Raw genomic sequence first — 16,448 nt, 5'->3', positions numbered from 1 at the left:
CGCTCCCACAATGATCGTCCACGCCCGTTAATCAGCAATGGCCAATCGCCCGTGGCATACTCCCGCGCATGACTTTCGACTCCCCCCTCAGTGCCTGGCAATACGCGGTCGACCACAAGGGTTTCATCCAGGATGAAGCCCAGGAACACGCGGTCTGGGCCTTGCAAAAATGCCATGAAGCCTTGCACGCCGGTACCCGCTCGGTCGACGGCGTGTACCTGTGGGGGCCGGTCGGGCGTGGCAAGACCTGGTTGATGGATCAGTTCTACCAGAGCCTGCGCGTGCCAGCGCGGCGTCAGCACTTTCATCACTTCATGGGCTGGGTGCATCAGCGTTCGTTTCAACTCAGTGGCATCGCCGATCCGTTGCGCGCTTTGGCCAAAGAGCTGGCCGCTGAAGTGCGCGTGCTGTGCTTCGATGAACTGTTCGTCAATGACATCGGCGACGCGATCATTCTCGGCCGGCTGTTTCAGGTGATGTTCGAGGAAGGCGTAGTGCTGGTCTGCACGTCCAACCTGCCGCCTGATGACCTGTACGCGGACGGCTTCAATCGCGACCGTTTCACGCCGGCGATTGCGGCGATCAAGGCACACATGACAGTGGTGGCGGTGAATGGCGCCGAGGATCATCGCTTGCATCCCGGAGCGATTGAGCAGCGCTATTTTGTCAATGAAGCCGATTCACCGAGCGCACTGGGTGCCGTGTTCAAGTCGCTGGCTGCAGATGAGACTGTCAGCGATGAGCCAGTCGCCGTGGGCCATCGCACGCTCAACGTCGTGCAAGCCAGCGAATCGGTGCTGTGGTGCCGCTACAGCGGTCTGTGCGAACAACCTTTCGCCGCCATGGACTTCATTGCCCTGTGTGATCGCTACCGGGCTATTCTGTTGAGCGAAGTGCCGAACCTCAGCGCACAAAAACGCGAAGGGCGCATTGCGCGGGGCACCGAAGATGGCGCTGAGCGCGTGGTCGCCGGTGACCGGGAATTGCCGCAGTTATCGGTGCATGACGATGGCGTTCGCCGCTTTATCTCGCTGGTCGACGAATGCTACGACCGCAAGGTGCCGCTGTACGTCGAGGCAAGCGTACCGATGGACGCGCTGTACACCGAGGGCTACCTGGAATTCCCGTTCCGCCGCACCCTCAGCCGTTTGCACGAGATGCAATTGCAGCGCTTCGCTGAAGCCTGAAAGAAGAGGGCGCCGACATGAGTCAACCGCTGTCCCATCATTTGCTGACCATGGCCTATCAGAATGCCTGGGCCAATCACCGCCTGGCAAAGGCCTGGAGCCAGCTCGACACCACTGAACTGGCGGCACCACGGGTTAGCTTCTTCCCCAGCATCCGCCTCACGCTCAACCACATCCTCACTTGCGACTGGTTCTACGTCGACGCGCTGGAGCGGGAATTGCGCGGTGACGAGCCACACCCTGATTGCTACGTGTTCTTCAATGCAGACGAGCCGTTTACCGAGGCTGCGGCGCTGCGTGCAGAACAGGCCCGCGTTGATCGCCGCCTGATCGCCTATTGCGAGCAACTGCGCGATGCCGACCTGTCGAAAATCGTCACCATCGCCCGTGACACGCCGCAACATGACAGCCGCCTGCGCATGCTCTCGCACCTGTTCGAGCACCAGCTCCATCATCGTGGCCAGGTGCACGCCATGCTCAGCGGCACGGCGGTCAAGCCACCGCAACTGGATGAATTTTTCTGTGTCGGCGAAATCGCATTGCGTGCCGAAGATTTCGCCGAACTGGGCTGGACCGAAGAGCTGATCTGGGGCCACTGACCACGAAAGATCGCAGCCTCGTTGCACTCGTCAACTCCTACACATATCGGACCGTAGGAGCTGACGAGTGCAACGAGGCTGCGATCTTTTGATCTTCAGCTTTTCAAGTTGCCCTCTCCAGCGCACCCAAGCTAAGGTCCCCCCCCAGGCCTTTCAGCTAGCACCTTGCGCGCCGGGGCTTTTTGCTTATCGGGGATGGAAATGGATTCCGCACAAATACTCGTACTTCAGGCCAGCTACAGCAACCCGGTGCACGCCGAAGCCATCGGCATCGTGCTCAACCACTACGCCGAAGATCCCATGGGCGGCGGTCATCCGATCGCGCCCGAACTGCTGCAACGCCTGCCCGAAGAGCTCGCCCGCCGCCCGCATGCCTTCAGCGTGCTGGCCTTCGTCGGCGGCGAACCGGCCGGGCTGGTCAACTGCTTTGAAGGCTTCTCGACTTTCGCCTGTAAACCGCTGGTCAACGTTCACGACGTCGCCGTGGTCGGCAAATTTCGCGGCCTGGGGCTCAGTCAGAAAATGCTGCAGAGGGTAGAAGAGATCGCCCGTCAGCGCGGCTGCTGCAAGATCACCCTGGAAGTGCTGGAAGGCAATGCGGTGGCGCAGGGTTCATATCGCAAATTCGGCTTTGCACCGGGGATGTTCAATCCAGATCACGGGCGGATGCTGTTCTGGATAAAGGATTTACAGGCCTGAAGGCTCCTCACCGCAAATCACCAACATAAAAAAAGGCGCCCCGATCAGGGCGCCTGAACTGTCATCTTCCGGGCCAGAGCGGAGCCACGGAAGGTCCATCGGTTGCTCGGTAGAACTCAGTCGCGATAGGACTCGGTCACCTGCGCCGTCTGGTCAGCAGGGACACGGATTTCTTTCGCGCTGGCGTCGGCCTTTTGCTCGCTTTGCGCGTGCTGGACCGGGAAATTGTCGTAGTAATAACGCATACGTTCGGCACCGCCTTCAGCGAAGGCGCTGGTGGAGCCGAGGGCGAGCAGGGTGGTGAGAATGAAGGTAGTGGTTTTCATGGTGCCTCCTACTGAACAAGTGGGAGTCGGTTCGTCCGTGAAGCAGACCGCGAAAGAAGTCTGCGTCGCGGCCATTAACAATGGGTTAACGCTGGTTCAGCGCAAATATTGCGGCGTATTACAGAAACAACGCGGTCGATAGGCACAAAAAAGGGCCTTCTCGGCCCTTTGTCGTTTTACTTCTGCGCGACTTCCGCCGGAGCAGGGTGTTTGGGCTTCATCAAGCTGAAGTCAATCAACGCGCGCCTCGGCGCCTGGTACGGGTCGCCAATCAACAGCTTGCGCGGTACAAAGCTGTCGCTGACCAGGCTTTTGCTGCGATCCAGTTCATCGGAACTCAACCCGGCCAGATCCGCCCAGGTGTGAATGAGTTGCGAGCTGCTGTACGGGCGGCTGAGGTCGCCGGCGAAGTTCCAGTCGTGGTTTTGCTTCCACTTCGGCGAAGCCCAGGCCATGAACGGGATGGTGTACATCGGCGCGGTCGGTTTGTTTTCGTTGCGCCCCAGCGTGCCGTGACCGGCGGAGTCGAAGACATCTTCACCGTGGTCGGACAGGTACAGCAGGAAGCCATTCGGGTCGGTCTTGGCGTAGTCCTTGATCAGGCTTGAGACCACGAAGTCGTTGTACAGCACCGCGTTGTCGTAGCTGTTGTAGGTCGGCACCTGATCGTCACGCACGCCAGCCGGAACGCCCTGGCGATCCTTGAACTTGTCGAACGTCGGCGGATATCGGTACTGGTAGCTCATGTGCGTGCCGAGCAGGTGCACGACGATCAGCTTGCGCGGCGCCGCATCGGCCAGCGCCTTGTTGAACGGCTCGATGACGTCGCCATCGTACTGCGCCGAGTTCTGGTTGCGGTTGTTGTTCAGGTACACCTGCTCGTCGGCCTGTTCGGAGAAGGTCGTGAGCATGGTGTTGCGCTTGGTCATGGTCTGCTGGTTGGTGATCCAGAACGTCTTGTAACCGGCCTGTTTCATCACGCTGACCAGCGATGGCGTCGACAGGTACAGGTCGGGGTTCTGCTCGTCGGCGAAGGTCAACACTTGCTGCAGCGCTTCTATGGTGTACGGGCGCGGGGTGATGACGTTGTCGAAGATCGCCAGTTGATCCTTGAGTTTGTCCAGTTCCGGCGTGGTGCTGCGCGGATAACCGTAGAGGCTCATGCGCTGACGGTTGGTCGATTCGCCGATCACCAGTACCAAAGTCGCCGGTTGCCCGGCCGAGGCGTCCTTGAGGTTTTTCAGCGGCGGGATCTTGCTCGCGCTGTCGAGCATGCCTTGCATGTCCCCCAGCGTTTCCAGATAGCGGTGATAGGCCACGGCCATCTGCCACGGCACGGCGGGCTCGATGCGGGTTTCGAATTTCTCGAAGCCTTCGGCGAAATTGCCCATGCGCATGGTTTGTTTGATCAGCGGGTAGCCGGCGACGGCGATCACGATTGCGGTGGCTGCAACCAGTGCGCGACCACGGGGCATATACACCGGGCGCAGGCGCGTCCACAGAAAGTAGGCGAACGCGGTATGGGCGAGGAACGCCGGGATCATCCACCAGGCGAAATACTGCGTCATGTACTCGCCCGCTTCCGACACGTTCGACTCGAACATGATGAAGATGACGCTCTGCGAGAATTCCTGCTGATAAATGAAGAAGTAACCCAGGCTGGCCATCGAGCAAGCCCACAGCACCACACCGATGATTGCCGCAAGCAGACGCGTCTGTTTGGGGAACAGCAGCATCGGCGCCAGCCACAGCGCGCTCATCACGAATGCCTGACGAAATCCCGTGAAACCAGACGTGCCGGTCAGCTGGATCAGCAGTTGAGTGATGCCCGAGAAGTACCAGAAGAAGACGAACAACCAGATGAATCCGGCCCAGTCGAAACCGGTCGCAGTCGTTTTGCTGCGTTTGAACAATGCCATTCAGCGCTCCAGCTCAATCATCAGACCCACGCCGGAAACGCTTCCATGACACCGACGAACAGAGGCCGTACACGCAGGCACGGCCAGAATGGGGCGAAGTATCCCCAAGGGCTTGTGAAAGATTTGTTAAGCGCCGCTGTTGGTGTGTATCAAGCGGTCAGAGGTGCAACGTGTCGGGAACGACGAGGGCCGTTCCCGAAGCAGGCGGGGATCAGGCGTGGGGTGCGCGCTGCACAACCGGACGCGGTTGCGGCTGCGAGCCCTGGGTCAATGCGCGCAATTGCGCCAATTCGTGCTTCAACTGGTCGCGCTCGTCTTTCAACTGGCGCAATTCATCGCGACGGATCGTAACGTAGAGGGTTTGTGGCGGCATTGCTGTATGTACTGTGCCCATTGCTCACCTCGCAAATGGCGTGCATCAACTGTAAGTCACTCCTCGTTTTGAGGCGCTTGACTTACTATCGGCGCCAATTTTGATTTCTTTTGCCCTGGAAGGGAACTTTTTTATTTTTCATGGTCGGTGTGTCTTCGGCAGGATTCGGGGCGTTATCACTCTGGATCGGGCACAATGCCCGGAAACTTCATCGCAACGCTCTGGACTAACCTCCATCAGTCGCGTTGGGCTATAACCAATGACACACATTTATTTGTAGTAAGGAGCATCAGCACATGCAACTCGGGATTATTGGACTGGGCCGCATGGGCGGCAATATTGCGCGACGTCTGATGCTCAACGGGCACACCACCGTTGTTTACGACCGCAATACCGCTTTCATCGATAACCTGGTCGCCGAGGGCTCCACCGGCGTCGCCGACTTGCCAGCACTGGTTGCCGGCCTCGACAAGCCGCGTGCTGTCTGGGTCATGCTGCCGGCTGGCGCGCCGACCGAAGACACCATCAACACCCTGAGCGAACTGCTCGAACCCGGCGATACCATCATCGACGGCGGCAACACCAACTATAAGGACGACATTCGCCGGGCCAAAACGCTGAACGACAAGGGCCTGCACTACATCGACGTCGGCACCTCCGGCGGCGTCTGGGGCCTGGAACGCGGTTATTGCATGATGATCGGTGGCGATGCCGAAACCGTGCAGCGTCTCGATCCGCTGTTCGCCGCACTGGCGCCGGGCATGGGCGACATTCCGCGCACCAAGGATCGCAAGTCCGATGACCACCGTGCCGAGCACGGTTACATCCACGCCGGTCCCGCCGGCGCCGGGCACTTCGTGAAGATGATTCACAACGGCATCGAGTACGGCATGATGGCCGCGTTCGCCGAGGGCTTCGACATCCTCAAGACCAAATCCAGCGAACGCCTGCCGGAAGATCAGCGATTTGATCTGAACGTGGCCGATATCGCTGAAGTCTGGCGTCGTGGCAGCGTGGTTTCGTCCTGGCTGCTGGACCTGACTGCCGACGCACTGGCCAGCGATCCGAAGCTCGACGGTTTCTCCGGTTCCGTGGCTGACAGCGGCGAAGGCCAATGGACCATCGAAGCGGCCATGGAGCAAGCAGTGCCAGTACCGGTGCTTTCCAACTCGCTGTTCTCCCGTTACCGCTCGCGCGGGCAGGGCACCTTCGGTGACAAGATCCTGTCGGCACAACGCTTCGGCTTCGGCGGCCACGTGGAGACCGCGAAAAAATGACCCATACGATCCGCAGAAAATCCAAGGCAGAACCCGCACCACCGACCACGCTATTCCTGTTCGGTGCCCACGGCGACCTGGTCAAGCGCCTGCTCATGCCGGCGCTGTACAACCTCAGTCGCGACGGCCTGCTCGACGAAAATCTGCGGATCGTCGGCGTTGATCACAACGCCATTACCGATGAAGCCTTTGCGCAGAAGCTCGAAGACTTCATCCGTACCGAAGTGGCGGCGAAGGTCGGCAAGGGCGATCAGATGCTTGATCCGGTCTTGTGGGCCAAGCTCGCCAAAGGTATCAGCTACGTCCAGGGCGATTTCCTGGACGACAGCACCTATTCAGCCCTGGCGGCGAAAATCGCCGACAGCGGCACCGGCAATGCGGTGTTCTACCTGGCCACCGCGCCACGTTTTTTCAGTGAAGTGGTGCGCCGCCTCGGCAGCGCCGGTTTGCTGGAAGAAACCCCCGAAGCGTTCAGAAGAGTGGTGATCGAGAAGCCGTTCGGCTCCGATCTGCACACCGCCGAAGCCTTGAACGCGTGCCTGCTCAAGGTCATGAGCGAGAAGCAGATCTACCGCATCGACCATTACCTGGGCAAGGAAACCGTGCAGAACATCCTGGTCAGCCGGTTCTCCAACAGCCTGTTCGAAGCGTTCTGGAACAATCATTACATCGACCACGTGCAGATCACTGCGGCGGAAACTGTCGGTGTGGAAACCCGTGGCAGCTTTTACGAACACACCGGCGCACTGCGCGACATGGTGCCCAATCACCTGTTCCAGCTGTTGGCCATGGTGGCCATGGAACCGCCGGCTGCTTTCGGCGCTGACGCGGTGCGTGGCGAGAAGGCCAAAGTGGTCGGGGCGATTCGTCCCTGGTCGACAGAGGAGGCCCGGGCCAACTCGGTGCGCGGCCAGTACAGCGCCGGCGAGCGCGATGGCCAGCCATTGAAGGGTTATCGCGAAGAAGCCAACGTGTCGCCCGACAGCACCACGGAAACCTACGTGGCGCTCAAGGTGATGATCGACAACTGGCGCTGGGTCGGCGTGCCGTTCTATCTGCGCACCGGCAAGCGCATGAGCGTGCGCGACACCGAAATCGTCATCTGCTTCAAACCAGCGCCTTATGCGCAGTTCCGCGACACCGAAGTCGACGAGTTGCAGCCAACTTACCTGCGTATCCAGATCCAGCCAAACGAAGGCATGTGGTTCGACTTGCTGGCCAAGCGGCCCGGGCCGGCGCTGAACATGGCCAACATTGAGTTGGGCTTTGCCTACAAGGACTTTTTCGAGATGCAGCCTTCCACCGGCTACGAAACCTTGATCTACGACTGCCTGACCGGTGATCAGACGCTGTTCCAGCGTGCCGACAACATCGAGAACGGTTGGCGAGCCGTGCAGCCTTTCCTTGATGCCTGGCAGCAGGATGCGAGCGTCGAGACCTACGCGGCTGGCGAAGATGGCCCGCAAGCAGCCGAAGATCTCCTGACTCGCGATGGTCGCGTCTGGCATGGCCTGGGATGAGTGATTTGCCGAAACAACCCATACGTTTTCTGCTCAGCGACATGGACGGCACGCTGTTGCTGCCGGATCACACGCTGAACCAACGTACCATCGAAGCCGTGCGCTCGCTGCGCGATGCCCGCGTGCTGTTCAGCCTCGCCAGCGGCCGCCCGCCGAAAGCCATGTTGCAGCAGATCGAGGCGCTAGGCGTTGATCTGCCGACAGCGGCGTTCAATGGCGGCACCATCGTCAAACCGGACGGCACGCTGTTGGCCGCGCATTATTTGCCGGCGACCACAGCGCTGATCGCACTGGCACTGTTTGCCGATCAACCGGAGGTGGAAATCTGGGTGTTCAGCGGCGGCGACTGGCTGCTCAAGGACCCGCACGGGCCGATGGTGCCGCGTGAACAGAGCGGCCTCGGCTATCCGCCGGTGGTGGTCGAGAGTTTTGAACCGTATCTGGAGCGCATCGACAAGATCGTCGCTACCAGCAACAACACTGAGTTGCTGATTGAGCTGGAGGCGCAGCTCCTGCCCAAGGTCAACGGCATGGCGCAAGTGTCGCGCTCGCAGCCGGTGTATCTCGACGTTACGGCGCTTGAGGCCAACAAAGGCACGGCATTGACGACCATCGCCGAATACCTCGGCGTGCCGCTGGAGCAAACCGCTGTCATCGGCGACGGCGGCAACGACCCGGCGATGTTCAAATGCGCTGGCTTTTCGATTGCCATGGGCCAGGCGGAAGAGGCGGTGAAGCACCAGGCTGATGTCGTTACAGCGCCAAACACTGAAGACGGCGTGGTCCTGGCGATCGAGAAATACATCCTCCCGCACTGACCCAACACCAAAACCAATGTGGGAGCGAGCCTGCTCGCGAAGGCGGTGTGTCATTCAACAGATTCGTTGCCTGACACGACCTCTTCGCGAGCAGGCTCGCTCCCACAGGTTTTCGCGGCGCGTGCAAACCCCGGTAACCCACAGGTTTATTCAGTGTTGCTTAGAGCCAATAGCTCACCGCATACCAGCCCAGCAGTCCCATCACCACGGTATACGGCACCGCCATCCACACCATGCGCCCGTACGACAACCGCACCAGCGGTGCAATCGCCGAGGTCAGCAGGAACAGAAACGCTGCCTGACCATTAGGGGTCGCCACGCTCGGCAGGTTGGTGCCGGTATTGATCGCAATCGCCAATGTCTCGAAGTGCTCGCGAGTCATGTGCCCGGCGAGAAAAGCCTGTTTCACTTCGGTAATGTAAATGGTCGCAACGAATACGTTGTCGCTGATTGCCGAGAGCAAGCCGTTGGCGATGAACAACATGCCCGGCTGTTGATCCATCGGCAGCGCCAAGACCCACTCGATCAGTGGGACGAACAGATGCTGATCGTGAATGACCGCCACCACGGCAAAAAACACCACCAGCAGCGCGGTAAACGGCATGGCGTCCTTGAACGCGCTGCCCAGGCGATGCTCGTCGGTGATCCCGGTAAACGCGGTGATCAATACGATCACCATCAATCCGATCAGGCCGACTTCAGCCAGGTGAAACGCCAGGCAACCAATCAGAATCAGTGCCGCCGCACCTTGCACCAGCAGCGCCGCCGTCTGACGAGGCGTGCGTTTGGCGTTGTCCTCGGCAGCGTAGTTGGCCAACACAGCGCGGACGTTGTCCGGCAGCAGCGTGCCGTATCCGAACCAGCGCAGCTTCTCCAGCAGCACGCAAGTAACCAGACCCGCCACCAGTACCGGCAGCGATACCGGGGCAACCTTGGTGAAGAACTCACCGAAATGCCAGCCCATCTCATGACCGATCAGCAGGTTCTGCGGCTCACCGACCAAGGTGCAAACCCCACCGAGCGCTGTTCCCACTGCGCCATGCATCAACAGGCTGCGCAGGAATGCGCGGAATTGATTCAAGTCGTCATGGTGTCGCGACGGTAAATGCTGATCGTCAGCGAATTCGCTGTCCTTGCGTGGATCATTGCCCGACGCGACGCGGTGATACACCGAGTAGAAGCCGACAGCCGCACTGATGATCACCGCCGTCACGGTCAGCGCATCAAGAAATGCCGAAAGAAATGCCGACAAGAAGCAGAACATCAGCGCCAGAATTGCTTTCGAGCGCACGCCCAACAGCAGGCGCGAGAAGAGAAACAGCAGCAGATCTTTCATGAAGTAGATGCCAGCGACCATGAACATCAGCAGCAGGATCACCGGAAAGTTGTGCAGCAACTCATCGTAAAGCGCTTGCGGCGTGGTCATCTTCAACAGCAACGCTTCAATCAACAGCAGGCCGCCGGGCATCAACGGATAACACTTGAGGGCCATGGCCAGGGTGAAGATGAATTCGATCACCAGCAACCAGCCTGCGGCGACCGGGCCGATGGTGAACAGCACCACGGCGTTGAGAATGAGAAAACCGACGATGGTCGCCTTGTACCAGCGTGGCGATTGCCCGAGGAAGTTGTGCGCGAACGCCTGGGCGATTGAACCGGACATCGGCTGCTCCTTTTATTTAGAAGCGCGAAAGTTGCCGGATGTTTCAGGGAAGATCAAGTCGCCGATACCTCGATCCTGTTGAATGCTCTATGGATTCAGATAACGCGCAACCATTGCCCGGTAGTTGCCATCCAGCGAATAGCCGCCCACCACGATGGCTCCGTCAGTTTGTGCGGCCAGCGTATTGGCTGTATCGAGACTTCGCCCCAGTCGCGTGCGCAACCAGCCATGGCCCTCACCGAACGCTGGATCAAGGCTGCCATCGAGTTGATATCGCGCCACCATGAAGTCAGCTTCGACTCCGCCGATGGTCGCGCCCACGGCGACGATGCGACCGTCGCTCATTTGCTGGGCGGCGTTCCATTGGCATCCGCTGGGGCCGATGTCCAACACCTGTGGCTGGCCATGATGACAGTGCAGGTCCGGTCGACCGTTGGCGTGCAGGACAAACGTCAAACAGCGGATCGGATCGCGGCTGCTGCCGAAGCAGTAGAGCCTGTCGTCGGACTCAATAATCTGGCTGACCTGAGCGCTGTTGCCGTGAGCCTTGAAGGCCATGAAGCCATCGACGGCGAAGCGCTCATCCAGGCTGCCATCGGGCCGATACACCGCCAGCAGGCCTTGCTGAGGAAAGTCGATGGAACCTGCGACGACGATGCGCCCATCCTCCTTCAACAACAGCGTGCTCAGCCAGGTATTGAGCAGCAGGTGGCGGACCACTACAAATCCGCGTCCGTTGAATGATTCGTCGAGAAATCCATCGGGCTGCAGGCGGATCAATATGCCGGCGTGGTCGGCAAGGCTGAAATGATGGTTGGCGATCAGCAGAATTCGGCCGTCTTCCTGCACCACAAAGTCACAGGCTTCGACGCCCGGCACGCCCGGCGGCAACCAGTTGTCGCGGGTGCCCATGGACAGCTCGCCGGGCAGTCGCACCACCTGGAAACCGTCATCGCCGAAGAATCGGTCTGGCTGGCCGTTGGCATCGAACAGGGCGAGGGCGGGCAGGGTGCGTTGGGTATCTTCATAATGCAGGCCGGCCAGCAGAATCTTGCCGTCGGCTAACACCTGAACCTTGCCGGCCTTGGCTTCAAAACCCTCGACGAAACTGCCGATCACGCTGCCCTGAAAGCCGAACGACAAATCCGCCGACCCATCGGCCAGCAGCCGCGCCAGGCCAAAACGACTCCCCTTGGATGTACCGACCTTGGCCGCGACCAGAATCCGACCCTGTGCATCGAGCGTGACATGTTGGGTCTGGCTGGACAGACTGCCGGAAAAGTACACCTGCGCAAAACCGCCAATGGCAAATGTCGCGTCGAGCGAACCGGGGTTGTTCCATGCAGTGGGCAGCGCATAAGTGTTCAGAGTGGACATGCACGCGTCTCCTTGCGAGTGAACCCATACCCAGTGATTGGGCGGCTGACTGCACGAGCGAAACATTCAATCCCTGAACCGCGAGAAGTACAACTGGACGAATTAACAGACGACGGTCGCACTGTGCCAGAACAGTGTCTTGTTGAACCAGTCGCAAGCGAGCCAAGTACTTTGGATGAAACTGCGCTGCAAGTACGTTGCTTATTCGGCTACGCATACAACAAGGGCGGATGACTTTAACGTCATCCGCCCTTGTTCGGTAATCAGTGTGGCATCGACCACGATTGCAGTGTGTGGCCGTCTTCGCTGAGCTCAGCGCGGGCCTGCTGCAGCAGTTGTTCGAGTTGCGCCGGGTCAGAGTAGGCGCTGCTCGGGATCTGTTTGCGACCGATGTGGGAGTTGGTGCGGTCGACGACGGTCAGGCTCAGTTCGCCATTGCCGTCTTGTGGCGCCCAGGCCACGCATTGAAAAGGCTTGAACGCGTGGTTGGCAATCAAAAGAGCTTCGTTGATACGCAGCGGGGCAGTCATGGGGTCTTCTCTCTATTGGCGCCCAATCAAATGATGTGCCGTCGGTTGGGCATACCGTGCGGCTGGTTACTTGTACTGATGCACGCAACCGGGGGGCGGGTCACACGTGAAACAAAGAAATTTCAGATTCTTTACATAACGTAAGTTCGTTTCGTTAATCCTGCACATGTCCGAACACCGCGCTGAATTCACCCCTCACCCCAGCCCTCTCCCCGAGGAGAGGGAGCCGAGTTGTGGGCTTTTCAAACTGGAGTTCGGCTCGGTCTTTCAGATCGGCTGACCTCGCGTAAACACCTCGGTCAGTTCCCTCTCCCTCGGGAGAGGGCTAGGGTGAGGGGCCGCTCTTTGATTCACGGCAAATAGTCGATAGCTAACTAACAACCAACTTTCTTATAACTCTTTTAATACCCAGCCTATAAGCAATCGGTACAAGCCTCCGTCAAAATCTTGCTAGTGTTACAACCGGGTCTGCCAAATGACTGTTTTTACGATCATTTATCAAATTTGGCGCCAAGGAACAGTCATGAGCGAAGCGCCTGCATCGAGACGTTTACTGGTGGTCGATCCCTGCGACGACTGTTATCGCCTGTTGCCCGGATTGCGCGCTGTGGGTTGGGATGTCGACAGTTGTAATCTGGAAAACGCCGCATCCCGGGCCTGCGATGTCGGCCTGCTGCGTTTGCAGCCCTACCACCTGGAACGACCCGAAGCCGTCAAAGAGCTGATCAGCCGCAGCGGCACCGAGTGGATCGCCGTGCTCAATCAGGAAGTCCTGCGCTTGCAGAACGTCGGTGACTTCGTCTGTGAATGGTTTTTCGATTTCCACACCTTGCCCTTCGACGTTTCCCGCGTACAGGTCACCCTCGGCCGCGCCTTCGGCATGGCACGCCTGCGCGGGCAGGGTACGATTCATGTCGATCAGCCGGAGCACGAACTGCTCGGCGACAGCAAACCGATCCGCGAACTGCGCAAACTCCTTAGCAAACTGGCCCCGACCGAATCGCCCGTGCTGATTCGCGGCGAAAGCGGCACCGGCAAGGAACTCGTCGCGCGCACCTTGCACCGCCAATCCCAGCGCCACAACAAACCGTTTGTAGCTATCAACTGCGGGGCGATTCCCGAGCATTTGATTCAGTCCGAATTGTTTGGCCACGAAAAAGGCGCGTTCACCGGCGCACACCAGCGCAAGGTCGGACGCATCGAAGCGGCCAATGGCGGCACATTGTTCCTGGACGAAATCGGCGACCTGCCGCTGGAATTGCAGGCCAATCTCCTGCGCTTTCTGCAGGAAAAGCATATTGAACGGGTAGGGGGCAGTCAGCCGATACCGGTGGATGTGCGCGTGTTGGCCGCAACCCACGTTGACCTGGAAGCAGCAATCGAGAAGAAGCGCTTTCGTGAAGACCTTTATTACCGGCTGAACGTCCTGCAAGTGGTCACAGCGCCGTTGCGTGAACGTCATGGCGATCTGTCGATGCTGGCCAACCACTTTTCGCACTTCTACAGCCACGAAACCGGGCGCCGGCCAAGAAGCTTCAGCGAAGATGCGTTGATTGCCATGGGCAAGCACGACTGGCCGGGCAATGTGCGCGAGCTGGCTAACCGGGTCAGGCGTGGGTTGGTGTTGGCGGAGGGCCGCCAGATCGAGGCGCGGGATTTAGGGTTGATCAGTCAGCATTCCATCGCCACGCCGATGGGCACGCTGGAAGACTACAAGACCCGGGCGGAACGGCAGGCGTTGTGTGATGTGTTGAACCGGCACAGTGATAATTTGAGTGTGGCCGCGAAAGTCCTCGGAGTTTCGCGGCCTACGTTTTATCGGTTGTTGCATAAGCATCAGATTAGATGAGGGTAAACGTTGATGTAATTGCCAATGCTTTCGGAAGAAAGTTTGGCCTGGTAACGTTATTTTTTTGCGGCTGACATAGAAGTTAAGTTGTACATCGCTCTTAATCTAACCTTCCTAAGGTGGGTTGGCTGCGGGATAGATCCTGCGGTGAATACCAGCACTAGCGTGCTCGGCGTTGGATATTCTGCAACATTAAATGTCACGCTTTTTTTCTGCCATAATTGAGATGGAACTCCATTCGGAAGGAGTTCGAACTTATAGTTTTGTTCAAATGAAAATTTTGTAATGCCTAAGCTTCTATATTCAAAGCTGAACTCGAAGAAGTCTCCTGCCTCAATACCTTGAAAAGACTTACAGATCAACAAAGTTGTATCGTGCGGAGTTGAACTTGGTAGAGACTCCAAATAGTATTCATCCGAAGAATAAGAAATCTTGGAGTGATAGATGCTTTTACTCCCCTTGTTTACCCAATGATTCCAGTCATACCCCTCAAACGTAGTCAAATCATCCAACCCAGCCTTGACCCCATAATTCCTCACCCGACACGCCACCGCCTCACCCTCAACCGCCCCCGAATGCAATCCCACCTTCAATACAACAGCCAACTTCGAATCAGCCTTACACCCGCGCAACCACTCCACCTCAGCCAAATAATCAAGCCCCCCTCCCTGATCATGCGCCGCCCCGACAAACTGCTCCTTGACGCGCTCTCCACCACTCGTGAACGTCTCCACATACCTTAACCAGATCGGTAATCCCGCCTGCTGAAATGGCCAAGCCTCACACAAAACCTTCGTGTCATCGTTGAGCATTCCAACATCCAGCACCTCACCATCAAAACCCTCAAGTTTCGGCATCGGCATGCTCGATTGCAGCAACTCGCCAATCACCAACGTCACGCTCTGCACAGGCGTCGGCTGGCCATTGACGATCAAGTTGTATTTCAATTCCACACTGCGCTGCAGATTTGCCCCGGTGATAGAAGAATCGATATCGAATTGCACTTTCGACTGTCCCGCCACCGGCTTGTGCTGGGGAGGCACTGAGCCGGCGCCGGGTCTGCCGGCGATTTCCAGTTGCACTTCGTGATTGGCGCCAAACGTCGAAGTGTCAAACACCACGGTAAATCCGCTTTGATGCAGATTCGGGTTCAGCCTGTAATCGGGCGCCTGCACAACCGTTGGCGGTTTCAACTGACTGACTTCGCCGGTGACCGCAATCACAATGTCACTGGACGGGCGCGCAGGTGCGCCGGCGCGCAGCAGCTGAAAGCCGACCTTGGCCGAACCGTTGACGATCGCTGTGATCTTGTCGTTCGGGATCGGGAAGTCGTGATGGCCGGGCACGCTGTCGACAGTTTTTTCCAGCGGGCCGACGATCACGGGCTGTCCTCCAGACGTCGTACCGGCCCAGGTCAGGACGACCTTGTCACCAGCCTGGTAGTCGGCGCCTGTGAAGTAAACCCGGGCGGCGGCGTCGCTCGTGCCCAGTACCTTCAGGTCGATGGTGGTGACGTTCTGGCCGTTGACCCAGATCGTCGGCGCCGGCAAGCGATTGTTCAGATCCACCGAGACGTAAGTGATTTTCGCCCACCGCGCCTTCGGATCCGGCAGATTACCCACCCGGTCGACGACCTGATAGCTCACTTCGATATTGTTGCCGTTGCCTTGCGCCCTGATGACGTCCTCGGTGAAGGTGGCGAAGATCGGATGGTTGACCGGATCGTCGATCTGCTCTCTGGTGACCGGGTAGTACGTCACCACCTGATCACCCCAACGGCACCGAATGGTGTCGAAGATGGCGATGTTCTCATAGGGTACGATGTTCATGCGGATTCCCCGCCGGGCCAAATCCTCATTCACGCCATTGGACGGATCCGGGCTAAGCGTATAGATCAGGCCGGAGTTGCCTTCTTCGCTGTCGCTATCGGTGCCACCTGGTTGTGTGAGTTGGACCCACACACGCCGTACCGGCTCGGAGCTGACCGGGTCCTGACCCAAGCGCTGTACGGTGTAAACGATCAGTGCTTCGCCATTGGTGACTTGACCCTTGGGGACTTTGAATTCGAGCCGCTTATTCAAGTTGCTTCCATCGACCGGAATTGTCCCAACCTCGACGCCATCAAAATACATTTTGCAGTTGTCATACATCGCCATCCCTACCCACGGATCTACGATGATCAGCAAATCATTTTCGACGGTCTCGAGCGAAATGCCACCGTCGTAGCCCCCATCCTTCAAAACGGCCTGTTTCAAAACAAAGGGTGGATTCAGAGCGAGAATGCGGTTTTCATCCGGCGTCTGGTTCATGT

14 protein-coding genes are annotated in these 16,448 nt (G+C 58.5%); 7 read left to right on the top strand and 7 right to left on the bottom strand.

The features are described from left to right. Window positions 1-68: 68 nt before the first annotated feature. The 3 genes from zapE to ACV8MC_RS20225 all read left to right on the top strand — a co-directional run bounded on the left by zapE (window position 69) and on the right by ACV8MC_RS20225 (window position 2,485). Window positions 69-1,187, top strand: a complete 1,119-nt coding sequence (gene zapE, locus ACV8MC_RS20235; protein ID WP_457263209.1) for a cell division protein ZapE — start codon at window positions 69-71, stop codon at window positions 1,185-1,187. Between the two features lie 17 nt (window positions 1,188-1,204). Continuing rightward, window positions 1,205-1,786 (top strand): DinB family protein, encoded by a 582-nt coding sequence (locus ACV8MC_RS20230; RefSeq protein WP_457263207.1) that lies wholly within the window; start codon window positions 1,205-1,207, stop codon window positions 1,784-1,786. 201 nt (window positions 1,787-1,987) lie between these two features. Then, window positions 1,988-2,485 carry a GNAT family N-acetyltransferase gene (locus ACV8MC_RS20225; protein WP_457263205.1) on the top strand — a complete coding sequence of 166 codons (498 nt, stop codon included), beginning with the start codon at window positions 1,988-1,990 and terminating at the stop codon, window positions 2,483-2,485. Between the two features lie 116 nt (window positions 2,486-2,601). Here ACV8MC_RS20225 and ACV8MC_RS20220 read toward each other — a convergent pair whose 3' ends face one another. The 3 genes from ACV8MC_RS20220 to ACV8MC_RS20210 form a co-directional block, all read right to left on the bottom strand. Beyond that, a complete protein-coding gene (locus ACV8MC_RS20220; RefSeq protein WP_041479703.1) occupies window positions 2,602-2,811 on the bottom strand; it encodes a hypothetical protein in 210 nt (69 codons plus the stop codon). Between the two features lie 176 nt (window positions 2,812-2,987). Beyond that, window positions 2,988-4,730: a phosphoethanolamine transferase CptA gene (locus tag ACV8MC_RS20215; RefSeq protein ID WP_457263203.1), complete on the bottom strand. Its 1,743-nt coding sequence runs from the start codon at window positions 4,728-4,730 to the stop codon at window positions 2,988-2,990. Window positions 4,731-4,941: 211 nt separating this feature from the next. Then, window positions 4,942-5,124 carry a DUF6026 family protein gene (locus ACV8MC_RS20210; RefSeq protein ID WP_016774671.1) on the bottom strand — a complete coding sequence of 61 codons (183 nt, stop codon included), beginning with the start codon at window positions 5,122-5,124 and terminating at the stop codon, window positions 4,942-4,944. 275 nt (window positions 5,125-5,399) lie between these two features. Here ACV8MC_RS20210 and gnd point away from each other — a divergent pair, with 275 nt between their 5' ends. The 3 genes from gnd to ACV8MC_RS20195 are packed head-to-tail and all read left to right on the top strand — an operon-like array spanning window position 5,400 to window position 8,718. Continuing rightward, complete coding sequence (gene gnd, locus ACV8MC_RS20205; protein ID WP_095179978.1) at window positions 5,400-6,380, top strand: phosphogluconate dehydrogenase (NAD(+)-dependent, decarboxylating); 981 nt, start codon at window positions 5,400-5,402, stop codon at window positions 6,378-6,380. Continuing rightward, entirely contained in the window at window positions 6,377-7,900 is a 1,524-nt protein-coding gene (gene zwf, locus ACV8MC_RS20200; protein WP_252886011.1) for a glucose-6-phosphate dehydrogenase, read from the top strand. The genes gnd and zwf overlap by 4 nt, the downstream gene beginning before the upstream one ends. Further along, window positions 7,897-8,718, top strand: coding sequence for an HAD family hydrolase (locus tag ACV8MC_RS20195; protein ID WP_457263200.1), 822 nt, complete (start codon window positions 7,897-7,899; stop codon window positions 8,716-8,718). Before zwf ends, ACV8MC_RS20195 begins: the two co-directional genes overlap by 4 nt. A 160-nt stretch (window positions 8,719-8,878) precedes the next feature. On the opposite strand, the gene nhaB is transcribed toward ACV8MC_RS20195, so the two are convergent. From nhaB to ACV8MC_RS20180, 3 genes are all read right to left on the bottom strand, one after another. Next, the gene (gene nhaB, locus ACV8MC_RS20190; protein ID WP_252878147.1) at window positions 8,879-10,381 is read right to left on the bottom strand and encodes a sodium/proton antiporter NhaB; all 1,503 of its coding nucleotides are present in this window, start codon (window positions 10,379-10,381) and stop codon (window positions 8,879-8,881) included. A gap of 87 nt (window positions 10,382-10,468) precedes the next feature. Then, window positions 10,469-11,758, bottom strand: a complete 1,290-nt coding sequence (locus ACV8MC_RS20185) for a hypothetical protein (protein WP_457263198.1) — start codon at window positions 11,756-11,758, stop codon at window positions 10,469-10,471. Window positions 11,759-12,021: 263 nt separating this feature from the next. After that, entirely contained in the window at window positions 12,022-12,288 is a 267-nt protein-coding gene (locus tag ACV8MC_RS20180) for a hypothetical protein (protein WP_095179983.1), read from the bottom strand. Window positions 12,289-12,811: 523 nt separating this feature from the next. On the opposite strand from ACV8MC_RS20180, the gene ACV8MC_RS20175 reads away from it, so the two are divergent. Then, entirely contained in the window at window positions 12,812-14,137 is a 1,326-nt protein-coding gene (locus ACV8MC_RS20175; RefSeq protein WP_041479695.1) for a sigma-54 dependent transcriptional regulator, read from the top strand. A 56-nt stretch (window positions 14,138-14,193) separates the two neighbouring features. Here ACV8MC_RS20175 and ACV8MC_RS20170 read toward each other — a convergent pair whose 3' ends face one another. Beyond that, complete coding sequence (locus tag ACV8MC_RS20170; RefSeq protein ID WP_457263196.1) at window positions 14,194-16,446, bottom strand: hypothetical protein; 2,253 nt, start codon at window positions 16,444-16,446, stop codon at window positions 14,194-14,196. Window positions 16,447-16,448: the final 2 nt, after the last annotated feature.

The organism is Pseudomonas sp. PK-RTE-24, from assembly GCF_054052265.1.
The sequence above is the reverse complement of the archived record's forward strand: the minus strand, read 5'-3'. Positions and strand labels throughout refer to the sequence as shown.